This window comes from Eubacterium sp. AF36-5BH (assembly GCF_003460505.1).
Classification (GTDB): Bacteria; Bacillota; Clostridia; order Lachnospirales; family Lachnospiraceae; genus Eubacterium_G.
Genome location: NZ_QTVG01000009.1, coordinates 63,929 through 88,161 on the forward strand (window position 1 = coordinate 63,929; position 24,233 = coordinate 88,161).

The window sequence follows — 24,233 nt, forward strand, 5'->3', positions numbered from 1 at the left end:
AAATTTTTCATGTTCTTAATAAAGAATAAGGGGAAAAATCCCCTTATTCTACTTCCTTTCTTCTCTTTTTACCGAATATCAATAATATTGCACCTGCAAGCATTGCTAATACCATTGGTACTAATGCCCACCAATATTTCATGTCTAAGCCGGTCTGAATCTTATCAGATTTCTCTACTGGAGTAAATCCAAGATAAGCGTTCTTATGATTGTAACCATCAAGCTCATATTTAAGCTTGTAGTAGCTCTTAGCCTTTCTTGGAATTGCCAATGTAATTGTTGGAGTAATACCTGTTGTTACCTTGTCCTTAGCACCCTTAGAAGTGTCAGGAGCAAGAATATTAACCTGTTTGCTTCCAAATATTACAAAGTCATAATCCTTAGTAAATGAACGTTCATCCGGTTTTTCCATTGTCAAACGATATTCATAAGGTTCATTATTTTCATCAAGAACCGGAAGATTTTCAAATTTGAAGAATCCTCTCTTATCTGTAACAGTTTTTCCACCTGGATACTTAACAAACTTGTCATCAGATTTCTTCTTGTATAATAAGTAAACATCTTTGTTTTCAAATTTCTGTTCACCCTTATCAATAATACCATCTGCATTAGCATCTTCAAATACAATACCTGCAATGCTTCCTACTCCGTAAGGAATAATACCTGCATCAAGTGATTCTACTGAGAATCCGTATGAAATATTATAGCCGTCTACGTTGTAATCAGCCGGTGTTGTGTTATCAGCTTTATCTGCTAAAATCATCAATGCCTGTTCTGTTTCCAGATAGCCTGTCTTTTCATTCAAGTCACTCTTGTTTCCTTCAGCTTCAACATGGAATTTTGTAACTCCATACTGACTTGGGATTTCTGAAACCTTAACACGATATCCGTATACTACATGTTTTTCATCAACATTTCCGTATAACTCAAGGTTATCGAACTTGTATTTTCCATCCTTGCCAGTCTTCATTGTTACAGGCTCTTCTTCGTCTATCTTAACCCATTTTCCATTGTTAAGATATAACTTTTCAAGTGTAACAGTAACGCCCTTAGCGTATTTCTTTTCATTACTAATTCCATCTCTGTCTTTGTCAACCCATACAAAACCTGAAATTGAGTAAACACGTTTTGCTACAAATCCGCCGTTATACTGTTCGCGGTCAATTCCCTTAACAACATCATAACCTTCGATTATGTATGGTGTGTTAGGATTTTCATCATTGTCAGCTTTCTGTGCTAAAACAATACAACCCTTGAATAATTCTTCTCTGCCATCTTCTTTCTTAGTAATTTCGAAAGTATCGCTTCTAAGTGAACTATCTTTATCACCATTGTTCATCTCGTACTTAGTTGTCTGTCTGTCAGATTTGTCAATTACATATACTTTATATCCATACATGTAGTTTGTTCCATCTTCATTAACAAATGTATCAAGATTATCGAACTTATAGTTACCGTCTTTATCAGTCTTTGTCTTAGCAAAGAATTCAACATCTTCTGTTGTTCCTGTTCCTAACTGACCTGTTGTATTTTCCGGAGCAAGCATCCATTGGCCGTCCTTGTATACAAAACGCTTTAATCCGATTTCTACATTTTCTAACATCTTATCACCATCGTTTATTAAACCATCGTAATTTACGTCATCGAATATAGAACCTGAAATAGCTGCTTTCTTAATTTCAGTGTAGCCACCATTTTGCTTCTTACTATGTTCTGCAAGAATTACGTTGTAACCTTCAACCTTGTAAAGATCATCAATTCCCTTAACATTAGTATCTTCTGTAATCTTGCTTGCGATTACAGTCTTTCCATCAAGCATTTCATCGATTGATGTATCAGCCTTAATAATGTGACCACTTGTAAGCAAGTAACTGTCATCACCGTATCTTGTTACGGCATATCCGTCAGGATCTTTAATTACCCATACTTCATAACCGTATAACTTATTAGATCCTTCTTCTTTCTTGTGTGTGTTCAAATTACTGAACAGGTATCCACCGTTGGCATCTGTTGTTGTAGTACTTATGAAGTCTTCCTCATGAGTTGGTACCCACTGACCGTCTTCATATACAAACTGTTTAAGTCCAACTTCAAATCCTTCAAAGAACTTGTCGTTTTCGTCAATCTTGCCATCGTAATTTACATCTTCAAAGATTGTACCACTTATTGAACCTCTCTGTTCTTCAACATAGCCTGCGTTGTAATTCTTATCATGTTCTGCCTTGATTACGTTGTAACCTTCAGCCATGTAAATATCATCAACGCCCTTCTTATCTTCAGCAGTTGTTGCCTTGTGAGCAACTATTGTCTTGCCATCAAGGATTTCATTTAAGCTTGAATCTGCCTTTAATATGTGTCCACTTACAAGTAAGTAACTGTCATCACCATATCTTGTTACGGCATATCCGTCAGGTCCTTTTACAACCCAAACTTCATAACCATATAACTTGTTGACTCCGTTATCTTTCTTATGAGTATCAAGATTATCGAATATGTATCCGCCATCCTTGTCTGTCTTAGTTGCACTAATGAATTCGTCATCATGAGTTGGTACCCACTTGCCATCTTCGTATACAAACTGTTTCAAACCAAGTTCAATGCCTTCAAAATACTTATCGTCTTTATCAATCTTGCCGTCGTAATTTACGTCATCAAATACTGTTCCGCTTATTGAACCTTTTTCTTCTGCTACATAGCCTGCGTTGTAGTTCTTAACGTGTTCTGCTTCAACTACATTGTAGCCTTCTGCAAAGTAAACATCATCAATTCCACTCTTTTCGGTATCATTTGCAACCTTGTGAGCTACTACTGTCTTACCGTCAAGGATTTCATCAAGCTTTGTATCAGCCTTTAATATGTGTCCACTTACAAGTAAGTAACTATCGTCACCGTATCTTGTTACTGCGTAGCCGTCTGGATCTTTTATTACCCAAACTTCGTAACCATATAACTTGTTGACTCCATTATCTTTCTTATGAGTATCAAGATTATCGAATGTGTATTCACCATTCTTATTTGTCTTTGTGGTACTGATAAATTTATCATCATGAGTTGGTACCCACTTGCCATCCTCATATACAAACTGTTTAAGTCCAACTTCAAATCCTTCAAAGAACTTGTCGTTTTCATCAATCTTACCGTCGTAATTTACATCATCGAATACTGTACCACTTATTGAGCCCTTCTGTTCTTTTACATAACCTGCGTTGTAGTTCTTAACGTGTTCTGCTTCAACTACATTGTAGCCTTCTGCAAAGTAAACATCATCAATTCCTGTAACGTCATCCTCATCTGTAACCTTATGAGCTACTACTGTTTTACCATCAAGGATTTCGTCAAGCTTTGTATCAGCTTTTACAATCTGTCCAGTTACAAGTAAGTAACTGTCATCACCATATCTTGTTACTGCGTAGCCGTCTGGATCTTTTATTACCCAAACTTCATAACCGTATAACTTGTTGACTCCGTTATCCTTCTTATGAGTATCAAGATTATCGAATGTATAATTTCCATTCTTATCTGTTGTAGCTTTTGCTATGAAATCACCTTCATTTGTCGGATTCCACTTGCCATCTTCGTATACAAACTGTTTAAGTCCGACTTCAAAGCCTTCAAAGAACTTGTCGTTTTCATCAATCTTACCATCGTAATTTACATCATCGAATACTGTACCGCTTATTGAGCCTTTTTCTTCTTTGATGTAGCCGGCATTATAATTGCTTGCAACCTCTGCCATAATTACATAGTAGTCATTTACATTATAAGTATTATCAATACCTGTCATGTCATCCTGGTCTGTAATCTTATGAGCTACAACTGTCTTACCGTCAATTATTTCCGGTGTATCTGTGTCATTCTTAAGGATGTGATCGTTAACGAGTAAGAAGCTATCCTTACCATATTTTGTCTTAGCATAACCGCTTGGATCTTTAGTTACCCAAACTTCATAGCCGTACAACTTGTTCTCACCATTTTCGTTTACATAAGTATCAAGATTATCGAATACATAATGACCATCCTTATCTGTTGTTGTCTTAGCAACATACTGACCTTCATTATCTTCTTTCCATTTTCCGTTTTCGTAAATAAAACGTTTTAGACCAATCTCAACACCTTCGAATAATTTTTCATCACTATCAAGTTCACCGTCGTAATCCTCATCATCAAATGCGATTCCTTCGATTATACCTTTTCGTAATTCTGTATATCCTGCATTGTAATCTTTAAGGTGTGACTCACGTACAACGTCATATCCTTCTACTACATACAAGTCATCTAAACCACCAAGAGTTTCTGAACTTGCTTTTCTTGCAACAACTAACTTGCCATTAAACATTTCATCTAATGAAGTGTTCTTCTTAATAACCTGACTGTTAAGTAATACTGCACTGTCATCAGTTCCATTATTACTCTGATATCTTGTTATACCGTAACCTGCCGGTTTGTTAACAACCCAAACTTCATATCCGTAAATATGTTTGTCTCCGTTGTCTTCAACAAAAGTATCAAGTCCGTTAAACTTATAATTTCCATCTGCATCTGTTACTGTTGTTGTGTAGTAATCATCGTCTCCCTGAGATAATTTCCACTGTCCATTTTCATAAACATATCTCTTTAAGCCAATAGTAATATTTTCGAATTTACCATCATTCTTATCAATGATACCATCTACATTCTTATCATCGAATACACAACCTTCAATGCTACCCTTTGCGTACTTAACAAATCCAAGATTGTAGCCCTTACGTGGAATGCTGATTGTACAATCATAATTTTCCACAATATGAGAACATTCAGAATCAATGTCTGTAATCTTCTTAGCAATCATTGTGTTTCCGTCCATTAATTCGCCAAGTTCAAGGTTTGGATTCTTATCACCCTTAATAACCTGCATGCTATTAGCAATTAATGCACTGTCGTCTTTATCGTTATTTGCCTGATAATATGTTGCAGCCAATGTCTGCCCTTCATCGTTTACAGGCATTTCTAATAACCATACTGTGTATCCATAAAGAATTGGATCATCTGTTGTATCTTCATGTGATGGCAATTCTTTAAATGCATAATAGCCATCTGCATCTGTTACTGTTGTAGCGTAATATGTGTCTCCGTTTTCGTTTGGTGCTTCAACCCACTTCTTAGTTGCAACATCATACTTATAACATTTAACGCCAATCTTTACACCACTTAGTAACTTATCCTGTTTTGTCACGTCAGTTTCATCTGTATCGTACTTACCATTGTTATTGTTATCCTCAAATGCAATACCATCAATATATGAATGGTCCTTGTCATGAGCAACAAGTCCCATATTGTACTGCGTTAAATCTCTTCCAAGTGCAATATCATAATCACCGATTATTGTTGCACTAGCAGGTTCTGTTGATGGTTTTGCTGCTATAACATAGCCATCCATTTCTTCTTTGTCAGTTCCTGCGTATGGGCTGCTTGCAATAGTCTTGGTTATATCATATTTTCCACCATTCTCTTTGATTAACGCATTACTATTCTTAACGACTCCGTTAGCCTTATGTTTAGTAACATGATACTCATCAGGAATAATATCCACCTGGAGTTTGTATCCAGCAAGGTAATTCTTATTATTAATTGTTACCTGTGTTGGAACTTCGATTTCATATTTTCCGTCTATGCTTGTAGCATCAACTATGTCTGTATATGTAACAGCATTGCCGTTTACGAGATACTGTTTCCACTGACCGTTATCATAGTAGTATGTTGTTGCTGTAACAACCATCTGTTTGTTACCAAGAGCATCCTTAATTTTCTGTGTAAATTCGTCTGCCTTTCCATCATCACTACTATTAATAATTCCATCATAGTTGTAATCTTCAAATACATTACCTGTAATTGTTGATTCCTCGAAAGCATGATATCCTGCATCGAGTTTTTCATAATCCTTAGATGTTACAAGATCATAATATTTATCCCTATAGTCTGTAACATGTGCTAATTCATTTACTTTCTTTGCAGCACTGCTTCCATTAACTGTTCCCTGACCGCTAACATTACCACAACTGTCTGCAACGATAATATAGTCATCGTCCTTTGTAAGTTCCTTATTCTTAAGATCACTACCACGCTGTGTGTCAGGATCATATGTTCCATACAATGTAGGTCCATAGGTTGTATTGTCAGGATCTTCTGCCATATAAACCTTGTATCCTGCAAGATAATACTTGCCGTCTTTATAAACAAATGTATCAAGATTATCTAAGTTATATTCTCCATTACTATCTGTTACTGATACAGGGCTTGTATATGTAGTATCTTCAACCCAGTTTTCAGTTCCACTTGAAACACTGTCAAGATAGAAACGTTTGATAGTAACTTTCTGTCCAACCATACCTAGTTCATTACTATCCATAATTCCATCATAGTTGTCATCCAGCCAAACCTTACCTGATACTGAGCCTTTTTCAAATCTAACCAATCCGGCATCACTTCCATCATGGTCTGTTACCTTGTTTACATCAAAGTAACCAAGGTCATTGTGAATTAAATATTCACTCTGGTTATTAAGAGATGCGTCTCCGTATTCACTCTTAACATCCTTATCCGGTATCTTCTTAGCAGTAATAATGAATTCATCATTTTCATTAAGCATTAATTCATCATCTGAATTCTTCCACAAATCACTATCTACATCTGCTGCTGCATTTCTGTATTTTGTTATGCCATAATGTAAGTCATCAATATTTGTATTAACTCTTACCTTATAACCAACTATACATTCTGTTCCGTCTGCCATTGTTGCTGTAGACTTCACATCAGTAAACTTGTATGCACCATCTGCATCTGTATTAGTTGTAGTTGTGTATTCACTAAACTTGCCTGCATCCTTTAAGTCTGCATCCTGAAGTTTCTGCCACTTATTGTTGTAGTATACATATGGAACAAGCTGTAATTCAATATTTTCAATTCCAGGCTCGTCAACTTCGTTGCCGTCGTCATCTGTATACTTATCCTGCTTACCGTTATAATTCTTATCTTCCCAAACAACACCGTCAATTTCAGCATCATCTTTTGTTGTTAAGCCTGCATCGTACTCTGTAATAATAAGTGCATCTGAAATATCATAATCTTTTCCATCTGCTGTAAATTTATAATCATCTAAAGTGCTGTCTGTAGCTTCACCTGCCGGTACAACGATATCATCTGTAAGATATCTGTAGTTGCCTCCTGTAAGTGGTAAATCACTGTCAGATAATCCGTTGTTCATATAGAACTTAGTTGGGATGTATTTCTTACCTAATGTGTCAGAAACCTTATCAACACTACTCATATCTAACTTAACCTTGTATCCACATAAGTATCTGTTATCACCAATCTTATATGAAGTATCAACAATAAATGTATATGATGAGCCCTGACTTTCGACTACATCATCGTCATCATCATTTATTCGAATCCACTTACCATTGTCGTAATAGTATTTCTCAAGTACCAACTTAATTCCGTCAATACCCGGTTCTGAAACAAGTAATCCATTTTCATCAATGTACTCATTTCTAATACCATCGTAGTTCTGGTCTTCAAATATGTATTTACCAATAGCACCAACACCTGCCGGTACATAACCGAATCCTAATCTATCGTATGAACCATATCTACCATCTACACAATTTCCCATATCGTAGTCATCTGACTTTGGAAGAACTGAGAATATGTTAGTTGTATTCTTATTAAGATTCTTGTTGTATAGTAAATCGTTATCCTTCTCATATTGAAGAGCCTTGGTACTTAATGTTACCGGTGATGGTTTGAGTATGTCATCAATCTTACCTGTGTCAGCAATAGCTATGTAGCTTCTGTATGGATATAACGTTGTACTGAAATATCCATTACTGTCTGTACAAATAGTTGTCTTATTCTTAGTGCTTATCTCGTTACCATTCTTATCATATGCCGGTACCATTGTACCATCGGTCTTAACTTCATAAATATAAATATCTACATTTTTAAGTCTCTTTTCGGCATCATCCATCTTACCATCAATGCTGTCTGTAATTGTCTTTCCAGCAGCATCATACTGAATATCCATCCATGAATATCCACCGTATTCAAATGATGGGGCAACACCTAAATCATAAGATGTCATCTTTTCATCATAATCCTGATAAGTTGACTCATCTGTACCAATAGCATCAATTTGAATTGCATCTTTTGTCTGGATAGTTAATGATTCAACCTTTGCACTATCACTTGGTTCATCACCTTTGCCTGTTACTCCTAAATCTGGAAGGGTATCATTTGCCTCTCCTGGACGGTATACGTCAACAGATGTACCTGTAACACCTATACTTCTAGTTGTAAGAGCATATTGATTGTATTTACTATCCTTAGGGAATGTGTAACGTAATTTATATTTTCCCGGTTTAATATTTGAAATAATGAAATATCCATCATTACCATAAACATCTTTTTCTGTTGTATACGACATTGGTCCGTATGTTGTATAAATTGATGAACCCATAGTATCTGTTTTAATCTTACCTGTGCTTTCGTCAATTACACAATACTTGCCGTCTTTTTCTACAACAGCTTCACCTAAACGGTTTACTGGATATCCGTTTTCTGTAAGAAGTTCAACTTTAACTCCGTTAATACCCGGATCATCAATTTCACCGTCATAATCTAAGTCTTTTGTCTTCTTCTCAAGTAACCATCTACCCTTACCGTCACGCTGGTAATAATCTGCTTCGTCTGTAAACTTAGCATTATAGCTTTCATCCAACCAAACATAATGTCCGATATAACCTCTGTCAGATGGAGCTGTTAAGCAAACACCTGCATTTGGTGATTCTGTAACCTTGTCATCTCCTGACTGAGCTGTGAAACTATTCCAACTATCTGAATCTGCTGTATCCTGTAAGATTGTTTCTGATTCTTCAGAAATACAATTCTTGCTTAATGGAAGGTTAAGTGGTGCCTTCAAGTCATATGATACAGACAACTTAGCCTTTGTACTTAAATAGTAATCATCTGTAGGCTCTACATAAATTGCCTGTGCATGTTTTTGAAGTTCCTCAAACTTCTCAGGATCAGATGTCTTTAACTTAAGTAAATCTGATAACCTTACAAAATACCTCTTCTTTTCATTAATAGCAGAAGTTGTTTTACCTCTGATTGATTTATAGAAATTAACTGATGATGTTTGTTCCAAAGTTGGTAAATCTGATATATCAGTCTTTTCTATAGTATTTCCATTGTACTTAAATGGTCCTATCCAAACATTTACATTGTTTCCATCTGTCATTGTACTTGACGAGCCATTTGCAACTGCTTCAATCTTAATTGATTCAAGATTTAACCAACCACGCCAGTCAGTTCCTCTTGATGTAGAGAAGCCTGTAGGTGCATACAATTGCGTATCGCCTACAAATGGAAGTACATCATATATAATCGGTTGCCTATACCCCTTCTTACCTAATACCGGTTCTGGGTTATAGATAGATGATGTAAAGCTGTACTTCGTACCTTCAGGAACAAGTGCCGGTCTGTCAGCTCCGGTTCCCTTTTCAGACATACCGTAACCATATTCAGAGAAAGCTCTCTTGTTTCGGTTAAATGCCTGTGTACCTGCGAAACCTACGTTATTTACAGATACAGTAATTGTATTTTCAATATTGCTTTTACCATTATCGTTAACATCACGAGTGTCAATTTCATATGCATAATTCTTAACGTTCTGTGATACAGGAATTGATGGTTCAAATGCACCTGACTTAAATCCGTAACCTTTTGAGCTTAATAACTCTGACTCAACCATTGTATTTTCATCAGTAGCTATAGGTAACATATAGTCAATTACCATTCTCTGACCCGGTTCAAGCTGTCCATCTGCTGTCCATCTTATAAATCTTCTCTGTCTCTCATACTTAATTCCGGCAATCTTTTCATACATATTCATTGATACTGAAGATATCTTACATTTGTCTTTGCTAACAACATTGCCGTCTTTATCTTCAACATGCCATGACCAAACTGCCTGTGAGTCATCGAATGTTTCCGGTGACTTAAAGGTTGGAGCTAAGGAATTCTTCCATTCATCACTACCATACTCTACTTCATGGAAGTATTTGTATACCAAAGGATCCTCTGATTCTACTGCTGAACTTAAGTTTTGAATAACTGGTAACAATGCAACAACCTGTGGGTTAGATGCATAGTCTTCTTCAACCTCACCAACATCTGTTTTTGCGATTTCCTCATTATCCAAGTTCTTTAATTCAATGCTGTACTTAAGCATATTAGATGAATTGTTAATTGTTATGTCGTTACTCCATCCAAACTCAATGTCATTTGTATCTTTGTTTCTTGAAACCATGAAGTATTGATTCTTCATATCAATTTCCATTACCGGAAGTTCTTTTGCTATATAATATCCTGCTCTTGAGCGTTCAGAATCTGCACACAACTGTGTATCATCATATTTAGCCCAACCTGTAGCAAAATGATTTACATGTCTTCTGGTTTCACTTAAGTGGCTTGCAGGCATCATAACAAAGGCTGCATTACCAATCTTGTTCTCGTCATCATATTCATCCTGATCGTTAGCTGTTGATACAACTGACTCTGGAAGTGGATCTAAGTTGTTATGTTCAGGATCAACATCATTCATTTCCTGCTTACCATCTGTATCCGAATCAGCATCAATATCTAATCTAAATCCCTTAGGAACAACATATTCATCTTCATCAGAAGAAATAATATAACGTACCTGATATATTCTCTTACCTAAAGAAGTTCTATTACCATAAAGTTTCTCAGATAATTTTCTAATATCAATAATTGTGTTTTTGTCGATGCTAACTCCTTTATCCGAAGTTCCAGCAATCTTTTCATTATACAACTGAGTTAAGTTCAACCACTCACCTGCATTACTGTTCTTAACATCCTGATAAGTTGCACCATCTGCTGCATCATCTACATTATCATTACATAATGCAAGTACCTGTACTTTCAGGTTCCTCTTTAGTGCTTCTCTGTATGCTTCATCGCCACAGTTTTCAGGAATTTCCCAAACACCTGTACCTATAGCATATATCTGTTTTGATATACTATCTTCATTTACAGGTGCTTCTTCCTTAGTTGCTAAGAAAGTTGATCTAAATGGTATACGCCAATCTACTATGAACTCTCTTACAGCACTACCTTCATTTACAGCCTGATCCATATATACAGACAGTCGAACTGAGCTCTTTACTATTGGATCATCAATTGTTCTATGTGAACCACCTAATATATCAGGGTTATCCACTTCTCTACGCTGAACTGATGTATCAAGTCGTACTGTTGAATGTGGTTTTAATAATGTTACAATAGCTGATTCATCTTTTGCGTATTTATCAGAATAATCGCCATCACTATCATAATCAACTTCGTTATCCTTATCATCCGTAGCTTCTCTTTCATATAAGATACCGCCATCATCTAAATCAGTTAATGCATCAAAACCACCATCCGGATTTGTATCTTTTAAGTAGTATCCATCTGCATCATCAAAAGTTACATAACCATCAGCCTTAAATTTATTATCCCATGCGGAATCATTCTTCCAAGCTTCATCTGATGTTTCTATTTCTGAATCATCAAGAACATTGTTTCGTACCTGTGTTTTAACACCTACTACCAACGTATCTTTGTATGCAAAGTAACCTGGTAAATGTTTTCCATGTACATAATCACTATAAATTGGCAATTCATCTGTATCTTCATAATCTCCAGCTGTACATACCTCAAATGTAATAACCTGTTCCTTATTGTCATTGTAGTGTTTATCTACAACTTTCAATTCAAAACCATGTTTTTCAGCTTCGTCTATATTCATCTTAACAACGGTGCCATCAGCCTTCTTGTATATAAGATATACTGCGTCGCCTTTTAACGGTACTGCTTTTACAATAGATGGTAATACTACTGTAACCTTCATCTTAGCATGAGAAATATTTCCTTGATAATAATATTCATCATCTTTTACTTTATCTGCGCCATTTACAACTTTTACATTGTAATAAAGGTCATCCATGTACTGTACAGGTTCATCTTCTGAAGGATAATACTCATAAATATCATCCTGCCATTCAGGTGAACGTGCTCCTAAATTGTCAACCGCATCCGCTGCATTTTTAGAAACAAACGTCTTATTTTCAATAACCGGATATTTTACCCTAATTCTATTCGATGTCATAACACCTGCATTTGAATCTACACATCCATTATCTAAGTCTGCACCTTTATCTTCTGAACGCAAGTAAACGTTTTGTCTTAATTCCGGATAATCTTCAAGACTTAATTGGTCTCCATTTATTTCCTGAATCTGATTATCTTTCTCATAGTATCGTTTATTACCTAACTGATCTGTTGCATCAATTGCTGAATCACTACCAAGATTACTTGCTGTTGGTACCTTTGGTAACACTGCCTTAGGTGTACCTGACGGCATATCATTGTAATCTCTGTTTGTTTCTGCAATATCAAGTCTTGAATCTTTTAATGTACCTGTCCAGTGATATCTGTCCTTCTTGTTGTATTTATATACATATGAGTCAACAACTTCATTACCTACATAGTAAGGATTTTCCATTCCTGTTGATTCAGCAACCTGCTTGTTTTCAACATCTGAATCAATCTTAAACTTGAAGTTATTCATTTCACTGGAAATGAAAGTTCTATTTGACTGATATTGTTCTCCTAGTCTTTCATCCTTTGTTCCATCTTTAGTATTCAGATCAGGATTATCTGCTGTAAAGAACTTAAATGAAAATACTCTTGATGATTCTGAATCAATCTTAACCTTCTTCTCATTTCTGATGCTTACTTTTTCCTTCTGCTTAAAGGTTATCTTGTATCTTCCTTCCAGAGTACCATCTTCACCTTCTAATTGAATGTATTCAACAGTAGCTTCGTAAAGTTCCTGTTCTTCCTGATATTCTTTTAAGGTATCTAAGTCTGCGCCGTTATAATCTGCACCTCTTAAGGTCCAGTCTAACTTCTTCTTAGCATTTTCCTTATTATCAGTAGTAAACAGATTTCCATCTGTATCTTTTGGTACTATACCTGCCGGTAAAATATTTGTAACTACAGGATGATATAGCGTTCCCATATTTCCACCGTCTGTTGCATAAGTATGTCTTACCTTAAATGTCTGATACGTTGTGTAATTCAGCAACCACTCTGGTGCTAAAGTATTAAGCCAGTATTTATTTTCAACATGAATGTTCAATGTTGATGTTTCACCTTGCGGATCAACATAATAATCTTGTGACTTGCTACCGTTAATATTATCTTCACCAACTGTAGTCCAAGTTCTTATCATTGGTTTTCTCATATGAGCACGGGTTCCTGTACTTGCATAAGTATTACGAACACCGCTTGAGAAAACTTTTCTCTCCTCTACACTAGCGGATGCTGCACTGTCTGCATCTTTTCCCTGACTTGACACCTCTCGGTTCGTAATATTCATACCGTTAATGTAAGGTGTGTTTGGGGAACCGTTAAGGAAATAGTAGTTACTATCTCTGTGATGGTCATCATGTACATAGTATGTATTCCACATAACGTCCATTCCATATTTTTGTGTACTTACCGGTTTTGGCATGTCTGTCAAATAATTATTTCCCCAAAGTGAAGTTGTATCATAAACCTGATAGTAAAGATCCTTAGTTGTATCAACAGGTTTAACCATTACTTCGTCGTACCAATATTCATTCTTAGGTGTAGCATACACATGAGATGGAATATTTACATACATTGCATAACCTGTTTCATCACCTCTATTAAACCATTTTTTAAGTGGCTTAGTTATTGTTATTCTAAGAACCCAAGAAGTATGTTCATATTCACTATAATAAGCATCTTTATTTTCATAACTGTCACCACTATTATTCATAGTTGATGTACTAAGAAGTGGATCTCTCATAATGTTTGGTGTTAAGTAACCTTGCTTATTGTTTGGACTTTGAATTACTTCTACCTTAACATCATTTTCAATATCAATATCACTATATACAGGATTCTTACTTGTTCCACTGCTTAAAATTTCAGCCTTTAAGTCACTAAAATCAGGATTACCGTCCTTGTCTAATTTAGGCTCTATACCCTGTGGCATTACATATGTAAACTCGAGACCACTTTCAATGTCCCAATCACCGTAGTTATATGCTCCAATACGTGTTGTGAAGTCCTGATCATATTCCAATGTTGTAATGGTATCATCATTTAAATTTCTTATATAATCATTAAGCTGGTTGTGATCCGAACTATAATACCATTTATAAGCTGTATAGTGATCATCCCACTGTCCTTTACTATAGTTTGTTGGCAAATACTCCTGTGATTTCAAATAATCATCATCACCAATCATCTGTGAACTTGCCAGCAACCACGCTGTCTGCAGATGAAGTCTTGATTCTGTCCAAATAACTACATCTTCATGATTTCCCTGCCAGTTCTTATCTCGCACTCGCAGTACCATAAGCTTATTATAGTAATCTCTGGAGTAACCAGTAACTGAACCATTTCTATAGTTTTCACTTACAGGAAGTTGATTGTATTTACCTGTTGTACGTGTTGGATCATAATATGTCATCTGCTGATTATTAGCAGTACGCATATCCTGATCTTTAAGATAGCCGTTGTTTCCATATTCGTCATTACCGTTACTTGTATCCGTTTCATTTGACCCAGGCATATAGGTAATAGATTCCTTCAAATATTCATACTTGTCAATGTTCTTATTTCTTGTACCACTAACACCTACATCATGATAGAGATAGTTCATGTCCATCATATCATTTTGATTAGCAAATCGTGTGCTTAATGAACCAATAGTCCCAATATATGGATATGAATAACTATATGACCAGTAGAAGTTCTGCCACTGGTAATACTCACCCATCTTTGGATAGTAATCCACATAAGTTTTCTGAGTACCATCTTCATTATTACGTGTTGTATAAGCTAAAGGCAAATCTTCTTTTCTGATTTCTGCCTCATAATACACTTCTAATGTTTCACCAATTTCTAAGCGTGAACCATCATCAAACTGTATCTGATATACGTTAAAGTCAATTGATGTTGTGTCTGTGTTTTTCTTAGTTCCATTAAATATCAGATCTGTGTATGCATGACCGCTACCTGTATTAGAAACTCCGTCATTGTAATTCTTTGTAGTAACAAAATCTCCACCATAATCTGCTGCATCACTGAATTTTGTTTTCGTAATAGTATACTTTGGTATTTCCGAATCATCTTTCAGTGTACCATCTGCATTATACCATTTTATCTTAATCTTATTTGCATCAAGACCTGAAGTAGTAATGTATTCAGGAATCTTGTCAAACAATGCAGGATTCAATAATGCCCCCTGCTGATCAGTTTGTCCTCTCTTATTGTTAATTACAGTTGTCTTATACCAAACTTTGTCACCAGGTCGATAACCTTTTATCTGTTCAGCATTAGCATTGTATTTAACTGCTGCGTCATCAGAATTTTTAAATATTTGTGTGTGAACTGTAAGTATTGGTCTTTCTCTTGTAATTACCGCTGTTGTACTTCCGTATATTGTTGCTGTAGAAGTATCTTCATATTTAGTATCTGTTGTTGTTTGATTTTCATCAGTGTTGCTAATGTCTTCATCATGTAAATGTTCAAACGCACAACTTGCTGATACTCCTATAGTGAACTTGTCACTGGCAGTTGTGTTTTGCTTCTCAGCAGCATTTCTAGTGTCACGATATCTACCAATACCATGAAGTTCGAATGGCTTATCTGCTGTAGCAAATGTAATTTCTTCTGCTGGTACATCATAATATGTCCATCTAATAGATACTGCATCCTTTAATAAGAAGTAACCTGCATCTATCTGAGCTTGTGTGATTGTATCACCTGTTAATACTTTATCAGCCTCTACCCATTGAGATGTATACTGTTTATCTGTATAAATACCAACATCTGTTCCTATTGTCTTACCTGATAAATCCTTGTAGAAACAATATTCAACCTTAGCCTTCTTAGTTCCTGTAGAATCCATCTTTTCAGGATAAGCAAATTCCGGTTTTTCTGTTAAATCAAATCCCTTAAACCATCTACCATCTTTTCTACTATTAGTTAAGAAAGATGTTGTATATGTAATAGATGATAATTTATGTGTTGTGCTATTAGTTACAGCTCCCTTATTTGGACCATACAACTTAGCAATCATAGGTCTTTCATCTATGTGTGGATTTGTATCTTCATTTCTACCCGGTGTCTCATATCCGTCAACATATACTAATTCAGGTGTCAATGAGCTATTGTAATAAGTTATGTCACTCTTAATAGTTCCAACATAAGAACTTTCATTATTATAGAAAGAACCATAATAGCCACTTTTACCATATAATCTGCCATATGTTACATTATCCCCACTATCCTTGTAATATAATGCATGCTGTGAATATGTATGTTTTGGATGTGTAGTAACATATACATTTTGTACAATATTCTTACCTTCAAACGGTTTTACTTCCTGTGTTAATTCAGTTATGACAACAATCTTAATATTTTTATCTTTAGTTATTTGATTGTATTTTTCATCTTTTGTTAAATCACCACATGAAATGTTTAACTGTTTGTAATTTGTATCTGTATTATCACTTGCCTTATAGTAACGCTTGTCCTTAACTATACTTACTGTGTTGCTTCCACTGGTTGCCTGTGCAGTGATATCTTCATTTCCTATATCAGAGTCATTCTCTAATATGTACCAACCAATAATTCGCTGACCATTTGGTACAATGAATCTTACATCAGGATGATATACAGGAATTGCTGAATCATCTGATGCTCCTAAACTAATCTGGTACTCAATAAAGTCATCAGGTAATAATTGATTTTTATTTAATGCTACTTTAGTTTTACCATCAATGTCGTAAGCGAATGAATTTGTACTATCTGAAATTTTTGTTTCACGTTTCATTGAAACTTCAAATGTACTTACAAGGTTCTTTACAACATATTCCGTGTATGTACTTGTGCCTGTAACATATCCTGACCATCTCCATGCATCAGGTTCCTGTGTTGTAAAGGTTGAACTTACATAGTTACGTGCATGTGGCCAACTTGTTGTAAAACTATCAGGACTATTAATTATTGTTGGTGTTGAATCATATGTCCATGCATTAGCTTCAATGTCATCCTTATTTCTGTCAACATAAACACCATCATAAGAGAATGTGCTTTGAGCATTAGCTAATGTAACGTCAGCCAAATTCTCTTTGTTATCATTTAAGAAATCACCACCATCTAATATACCTTCTCCTACACCTTTGAACTTAATTACAAATGAATCTACAAATTCTTTATAATACTGTGAACTGTCTTTCTTTGTATTATTAGGTGTAATCTTTGTTAATGTATTAACACGATCTCTAACATATTCATTTACATCAAATACATACTGCTTATTTTCACTGTCATAGCTAAAATATTTATGTTCAGTATCTGTAAGCAATGTTTTCAATTGTGCCAATGTGTATGTAGTGTCACCTATCTTTAAGTAATCTACATTAAACCAATCACCAGTTATAAACGCCTCTGGTATATAAATATGTTTAAGACGATAGGTTGAGTCCATACTATTCGTAACAGTGGCACTATCTATTTCTGCGGATCTTCCAGATTCACTATTTGTATCCTGACGGTTCCAAACTTTAATATTAAATTTAGCAAGGTTAGGTGTCTTGTTGTCACTCTGATAGTCATATATAGTATTGCTTTTATTTCCTACTGAAATATTAACACCCGCCTGGAACGGTATTCTATAGGATGTAATCAAAGCACTGTCATTATTAGAAGTATATGGTTTTGTGCTTTCCTGCATATAGTTGTCGCACTTCATATTGTTCCAATCATTAAATTTGCCTGATGTTTTAATATTATCATCAGTAATTCTATATATGTCACCACCAACGTATATATCAGGTAAAGTGTCTACCCCATGATTATGTGAATCAAGCAAATCCTCCATATCCTTCAACTCTGCTGCATAGTCAACATCACCGCCTAAATCTTTTAGGTGAATTTCATATTTTGTAATATATTCATCATCACCTAATACGATAGAACCTGCTGTATTTCCTGTAACCTGTGATGAGCTACTGCTTTGTGGATACACTACAGGTATTTCATAAAATGTTCTACTTGCTGTAGTATGTACCTTATGTTGGTCACTTCCATCAACCCGTCTATTATTATTGGTTGTGTTTTCTTTTTCAATATCTTTCCCCTGTATAGTAATTGTATCCGTTAAGTTAGTATCAGTCACATTGCCATCTGTATCTAATGTTGACTTCTTCTTATATACAACCACCTTGTCAATATATTGTTGTAAATCTTCTGAAATAAGAATCTTCTTTGCTAAGAAACCATAATAGTTTGAATCACTATCAGGTCTAACGTACGGTAACGTATCTGTTAATACAACTTTATCAGTAAAGGAATGTTTTCCTGTCCAGTTGTATGGGTCATTATAAATCGAATAGTCATCTGAATGACCTGTTGACCTATGTTCATCCATACAATCTTGTGATGCTCCATACGGAGTTTGCACAAAACTAACTGAGTATTCATTGTATAATGAGAACTTAGCCTTTCTGTCCGTCTTGGTCTTTGGTGTTTCATGTACACCTTTCACAATACTGTTCTTTTCCGGATGTACATAAACCTTTGCTGTAGTAAACAAATGTCCCGATTTATAAGCTGCATAATTATGTACACCATATGACATACATGTTTTGTAATAATCTTGCCATGACCAAAGCGAACGATAAGCTGCATTTGCCGCATCAATACGGTTAACTATGCCATTTCCGCCTGCCAAATCTGACGAAGCAATGCTAGTATTATTCATTCCATTTGGCTTTCCTTCATCAGTTCTCTTCTTTGCCTGAGAAAACTGACGTTCAGTATAACCGCCAATATCCATCTTTGTGCTTGCTGTAGCATCAGCCACACCTGATTTAAAGAAACGACCCGTTATCTCAAACATATACTTAGTCTTTTCATCATTAAAATTATACCAAGTACCATAGTCTGCATTTTTAGCAACTGTTTCACCATTTTTCTCTTCAGAAGCATCTCTGTTAATTTTTAGAGCAATGACGATTTTGTCTACAGCCTTATCTGTCTTATAGTCAATCTTAGGACTTCTATATATACCATATTCATCACCCAATTTACAAAGATTTAATCTATAATAAGAATCTTTTCCATTAGTTCCTGTGATTTTTTCTATAGAATCTTTCCAGTCGGACTCTTTTACTGTAGTCCAAGTATCATTATCGTCACCTTCACGATGAATTTTTATTTCCTTAATATAGTCATATGCATATGGATGCACCTTTAAATAATATGCTTCAAATGAATTCGATGGCAAATTAACCGTCATTTCAACATCTACTGCTGTGTTCATTGACTGTGTATACACATAATCATTCGGAGTACACTTTGCATTAGATGTATTTGGTACCATATCATACAATTCCTGATGATTTGCATCATTCGGATAATTGCTTCCCGAATTCAAATATTGTCTAAAGTCTAATAAATATGAACCTATTGCTTTATAACCAATATCTAATTCATCATTATCTGGATATTCATCAGTCCATCCATAATGAGAGTGCTCCAATCGCATATGCTCATATGAATCACTCACTGAGTCAAATCGTTTACCATTATCGTTATTGTCTTTATATCCTGCAACCATTGTTGTATCAAAATACATTTTACTAACTAATGCCTTTGCAGTATCACGTGTTGTAAATATATAGTCATCACCACTGTCTCTGAATTCAGATAAGTAGTTCTTTCCATTAACTTCCATTTCATTCCAAGAATTAATCTTAGAATCTAAATAACCGTATAATGTAACTCTGTGTTTTTCATCAGCCGGTGCTTCTCTTGTGGCTCTGAAGCCCTTGCCTGTAATAATCACTTTCTTAAGATTCTTGATATTCATACCGAACTCAGTATATATCTTTTGTTCATCTATATAAATATCTCCGTCTACAACCACGCCTTCAATTACACTTTGACCGTCTTCAGATATTAACTTGCCGTTTTTATAGTCTATATTAAAGACTTTTCCCTGGTCGCTATCTGCATCATATAATGTAAGCTTTTCTAACTTTTCGTACTGACCTACTAATTCTTTACTAATTCTAATTCCTGTAGTGTGGAATCCTGTGTTAGCTTCATCACCCTGTTTGTTGTCATTAACAGGCAAGTCAATAATAACATCAAAGTCATCTAATTTTGATTTGCATGTATTTCCTATATCAATTGTATAGATGAAATCTCTGTCGTATGGTATACCTAACCACTTATCAGTTTTATCTCTATTATCTGCATCAGTTTTTGTTGTTCCATCTAAATCATAGTAATGAACATCTGCATGTATTTCCGCATATGGTTCCTGAATGTATAAACGATTTGTTAAATCTACAATGCTCTTTGTATCTGCCTCCACCTGCATTGTCTTATCATCAGGTGTGAAGTTCATAACAGCATCAAGATTATTGAACCATTCTGTTCTACCATCAATTTGAATTTCCATCTCAGGAGTATCTTCGTCCTTGCCTCCTAAGAAGTTATTTAAATCAATAACCATATATTTCAAATATTCAATCTGAGTATAATCTTTCAACTCAATTGTAATTGTTCCATCCTGTGATACAGTCATGCTGTCAAATGGAATAGTAACATCTGCATTGTCTGCACTTGGATCTTTGTCCCAATTCCAGAATCTAATCTGTTTAATGTCTGCCACATCTTTGAAGTTCTTAATAGTAATTGTTTTTGTTAAGAAGCCTCTTACATCATTAGACCTTGTTTTACTTCCAACACTACTTGATAAGTCAATTGAAATTTTTGCTTCTTCTGAATATGATGGTGTTGCATTACTAACAAAGAATTTGTAACCAGCATTGTCAATTCCCTTTGGAACTTCAATCTGATTAATCTTATCCTGTTCCTTAGCTCCACTTGCCTTGTTTTCATCTGACTCAATATGCTGTCCGTTTTCAATATAATCCTGACCATAACTTATGCCTTTAATAACAGGATTAATATTTTTAACGATTAGTGTTGCTTCATCTTCATCACTTACATTCAAATCCTCATCTTTATATTTAGTTGTAAATGTACCTTTGACTATTGTGCAGTCATACTTTTCTTCCTCAGGTATGTCCTGATCATCTTTTTTATCGTCATCTTTTTTATCGTCATCTTTTTTATCGTCATCTTTTGATGTATCTTTCTTTACCTTAGGTGAAACTAAATTTGCAATTCCTTCTAATAATATGTAAACATCTTCGTTATCCTGAGTTATTTCTATTTTGTCTAAAAAGCTCTTCATGTCTACAGTAACATTAATAAGTTCGCCTTTATCTTTCCAGACGCTTTTATCTATATAGTAATTTCCGTCTGCATCTTTACTCAAATCAGATACCTTTAATGTAATGTCAGGATTTGTGTCTGCACTTGTGTGAAGTATTATAGAAGATATCTTCGCCACTTTATCTACTAATCTCTTCGACAAAATAACCTTGTCTGTAATAAAGCCCTTTACCTTTCCAGCTTTATCATTGTATTTTGCCAGCTCACCAGAATCAAACTGTCCTGGCATAATCTTTGAAACACTGTCGTTACCTAACTGATAATAAATACCATAGCCTTTTGTGTTAACAGGTACTTCCATAGGATCTTTTTTCTCATATCCTGTATCAGTTTTCTTAACAACTTTTGTATCAATCTTAGGATCAGCAACTATTGCCTGAATGGACGCTGTAGATTTATCTAATTCTTTTAAATCTTTTTTGTATCCATCCTCACCTTCTTCTGAACGTTTGCTTGGATTACCAACCCATCTTTCATAAGAAGTAACTAAGTCGTTTGGATATTTTTTACCTTTACTTACAACACCATTGATTGCCACTCGACCATCAAAGCTTTCTCCTGCTTCAATACGTTTTTTGAATTTCAGTCGGAAGTGATAGTTATATACACACTTCTTACCTGTTGCTTCAACCTTCTGTATATAGTCATCAATTAAGTTTCCTAACTGTAAGCTCCATGCTTTGTGTGTTGAATCTGTCAAATCCGCATCTGGTTCCATTTTACCTAAAGTAACATACTCTGACTTTGGATCTCCTGTACCGTTAAGATTATCATAAGTTAGGAATTCAAACTGAACTGTATTATCCTCATCAAACCAATCTGCAAGTTTCGGTTCGTCCTTGTCAGCATCTACATTGAATATTGCAGATATTTTGTTTAGTTCAAAATCTTTATCAATGGAGTCAGTTGCCATTGCATTGAACACTGGTATATTTCCTGTATTTTGGAAATGTCCAAGATAGTAATCTACGGTATCATTAATAGCAACTTCTTTTTCGTCTTTTTCAACCTCCTGTTCTACACCGTTTACTTCTTCCGTTTCTGTAACAAATTTCTTGCCTTGGAAGTCATCAACTGGTGCTATAAATCCCCAATTAACATTTTGACTAACTTTTGTCCAAGTATATCCCTCACCAAAAGCTATAGTGTTATATACCTTAATTGGAATTCTAGATAATTTATCACTAGGTATATCTGTGCTCATAGGAAGTGATACATAGAATGTACGATGATCATATCCTGATGAATCTTCATGCTTGTTTACTCCGGCTCCACTGTAAACCTTACCATTTTTTTCAAAATAAATACCTCCATCTTTTTTGAAATAATATGGCATTGTCTTTAACTCATTTCCCTTATCATCTGTGATGTTAGTGAAATTAGTCATATCCCATTTTTCCATCGCAGCCTGACCTGATTCAGTAGACTCTAGTTCAGTAACATCATAAATCATGATGCCACCCTTGCCGGGAACACCTACCATAAGTTCATTAGCGTTTTCCCAATTGTCCCATTTATTATTAGCAGTCGGTGAGCCGTTGTTGTACAGGAACTTTGCTGCATTCTCTACATGAAGTCCGCTTTCCCATCCGTCTACGGTTTCAAAATCCGTCGGTGCTTTAATTTGGAAGTTGGAAGAATCATAACAGGAATCCGTATCCTTAGATGTATTTTTTATTGTAATTTTATAAGTTACATAATTGTATCTATCCCAAAGAACATTCTTAGGTGCAACTCCTACGATACTTGTTGTCCACTCTAAGTTACTACAAATCATAGTAAATGTAGCAGCAGTATCTGTTACTGTAGTTGCATCCTTTTCGTAACCATCATATATATTTCCACTATAGTCTCTATAGGTTGCATAACCGCCACCCAGCTTAACTATACTCGCTGAGTTTTCAGGCATATTTCCTTCAAACCACAAGTTCACAGGCAGTACCGCCTGTTTTCCTGCAACAACATTACCTGTATTTTTAACCCTTACCTTAGTTCCCCAATAATGTTTGTCCTGAGCATAATCCCAATCTAATGGTGTGTCAGATGTAAACTCTGCCATAACCCTTATAAGACTTTTATCATTTTTAAAATCTTCATCAGTTAGCTTTGCGGCCTCCTCTGATGGAATGAGTGTAAGCTTGTCATTTACAATACGAAATACCGGTAATTCCAATTCAAAGTACATTCCTGAAGCTCTACCGTTACCATTCAGGTTTCCTACAAGGTTTACCTTAATATGATTCTCATATCCACGTCCTAACAACGCTTTGTTCTTACCTTGCAGACTATCCGATACTTCATTGTCTCCATTCGTATTATCCTTATCTGCGTTAATACTACTACCACCTGACTGGTACACCATTGAGAATTCAATTCCCGGTGTCTCCCCTTTACCATTGTTGGAAGCAGCGTATGTGATTGGTGTGGATTGTCCAAACATGGATGTTACCATTGACAATACCAATAGCCAACCTGTTATTCTTCTCGCTATCTGTTTCATAATTCTTCCTGTCCTTTCGTGCTTTATCCTAAAGTTTAGTATTCTTCAAATTTATTTTTTCTATATAATTAGTAAAATCAATTTATTCAAATATGGCATTTTGAGTCAAAAAGACCCACTTATCCACTTTGTTTTACTTTTATTTTATCGGATTCGTCAATTTTTTTCAATAAAAGAACATATACCGTTCACTTTTTTGTCACATCTTACAATTTTGGCATTGAAAAAACGTTGCAAAAAAAATGTTTTTTATTATTTTTTATTATTTTTT

1 protein-coding gene is annotated in these 24,233 nt (G+C 35.1%); it reads right to left on the reverse strand.

The genetic code is table 11. From position 1 onward, the window contains the following. Nucleotides 1–43: 43 nt before the first annotated feature. Entirely contained in the window at nt 44–23,962 is a 23,919-nt protein-coding gene (locus DW006_RS10200) for an SdrD B-like domain-containing protein (RefSeq protein ID WP_118000312.1), read from the reverse strand. Nucleotides 23,963–24,233 lie beyond the last annotated feature (271 nt).